The sequence below is a fragment of the Robinsoniella sp. genome, assembly GCF_034124845.1.
Map to the genome: position 1 here is coordinate 1 of NZ_JAWYAJ010000437.1, position 2,043 is coordinate 2,043.

The 2,043-nt window shown below is 40.6% G+C and carries 2 protein-coding genes; both read left to right on the top strand.

Annotated features, from left to right (window positions below; all coding sequences use genetic code 11):
* A partial coding sequence (locus ACH2DQ_RS21445; RefSeq protein ID WP_395028270.1) for a histidine kinase occupies nucleotides 1-1,531 on the top strand: 1,531 nt, incomplete at its 5' end.
* 136 nt (nucleotides 1,532-1,667) lie between these two features.
* Nucleotides 1,668-2,043 (top strand): response regulator (locus tag ACH2DQ_RS21450; RefSeq protein ID WP_395028272.1); only part of this gene is annotated, 376 nt, incomplete at its 3' end.

Genomic DNA, 2,043 nt, shown 5'->3' on the forward strand with positions numbered 1-2,043 from the left:
CATGACCTCTCCCGATGTACAGAAAAATCTGAAAATTATTCATTCAGTTTCTAATGATCCTTTTACAAGGCTCAGCTGTGAAGAACACATCAGGGACTATCTGTTTAACAGTTGTACCTATTCAAAATCAATAGAAAAGATTGAAGTATTTTCTATAAAAAATGCCGTATACAGTTCTGCCTCCTCACCTTTTGGGCACTCTTTCTCCTCCATGGAGGATCTGCCAAAAGAAGTATCCAATGATAGCGGCGGGGCTGTCTGGCTGCAAAACCGCACAAAGGATAATCTGATCGGCTGTGCCAGACTGATACGTTCCACAAGCCGAAAAGATAATTTTGATACCCTGGGGGCTATTATTATCTGGATTGATATGGATAAGCTTACAGACAATACTTCCTTTAATGAAAATTATTATAAGAGTTTTATCTATATAAAAGACGGCGATACCTTGCTTTACCAGCCTTCTCATGAACTCGATCCTGCCCTGATTGCTTCCCTGTCCGATGATTCCATCCAAAAACTACAGGGAAAATCCTATATTGTTTCCCAGCGCCAGTCCCCCATTACAAACTGGAATTATTATCTGTTGATTTCACAATCACAGGTTATGCAGGGCATAGATACAGCGGTCCAGGCAGCAATTATAATCCTGGTAATTGTTTTTTTACTTGTTCTAATCAGCTGTATCCGGATTTCCAGAATGATTACAATACCACTATCCCGCATGAATGAAGAAATGCATTCACTTGCCCACGGTAATTTCCAGATTCGGGAAGAGTATCTGCTGGAATCGGTAGGAGAAGATGAAATCGGTGCAATCTGCCATAATTTTATCAATACCACCAAACAGATAGATACCCTGATTAATGACAATTATAAGACCCAGCTTCTCACCAAGGAAGCACAGCTGCAGGCTCTCCAGGCACAGATCGATCCTCACTTTCTATATAATGCCCTGGATTGCGTTAACTGGATCGCTAAGGTGAATGGACAGCCCCAGATCTCAACTATCGTCCAATCCCTGGCTGTTCTTATGCGCAGCGCCATGACCCAGAAGCAGAACTTTCATACCATCCAGGATGAACTTACATTAATAAATCATTATATCGCGATTCAGCAGATCCGATTTGGCAAACGCTTAATCTATGAAACGATAATTGATGAAACTTTACTCTCCGTAGAGATGCCGAAACTCATGATTCAGCCCATTATCGAGAATTCCATCAAGTACGGACTGGAACCATCTGATCATCCCTGTACCATTACCCTGGTCATTCAGCAGTCAGGAGAACAACTGCAGATACAGGTAAAGGATAGCGGACCGGGAATCCCGGAGACACAGATTCCACTAATTCTCAATGGAACTGCCGTAACAAACGGAAATGGGGTGGGACTCAAAAATGTAAACGAACGGATTAAATTATTTTATGGTGCAGACTATCATCTCATCATTCAAAGTACCCGAAATACAGAAACAGCCGTTGGATTCCTCATTCCCTTGGATCATCCTTTCTCTGAAGCAAATAACTGATACAGATAACTAATACAAATAACTAAACAAATATCTGATACAAATAACTGAAGCAAATATATGAAGCAAGTAACTAATTCAAATAACTAATACAAATAACTAATTCAAATTATACATAATTCGGAGGAAACCGCTCATGATAAAAGTGGTACTTGTTGATGATGAAGAAATCATTCGAACCGGAATTTCAAAAATAATTGATTGGCATAGCGCAGGCTGTGAACTTACAGCCGTTTTCGAAAATGGAAAGCAGGCATTTGACTATCTGTGCAGCTATCCTGCCGACATTGTTATTACAGATATCAAAATGCCTGTTATGGACGGTATCCAGTTAGTGAAAGAAGCGAATTACCACCAGCTCCCCGTCAAGTTTATATTGTTATCCGGTTACGGAGAATTTGAGTATGCAAAAGCAGCCATGGAATACGGCGTTCAGCATTATATCTTAAAGCCCAGCGATGAGACCCAGATCATTCAGGCGCTCAATTCCCTGATTGAAAAAATACAGGAAG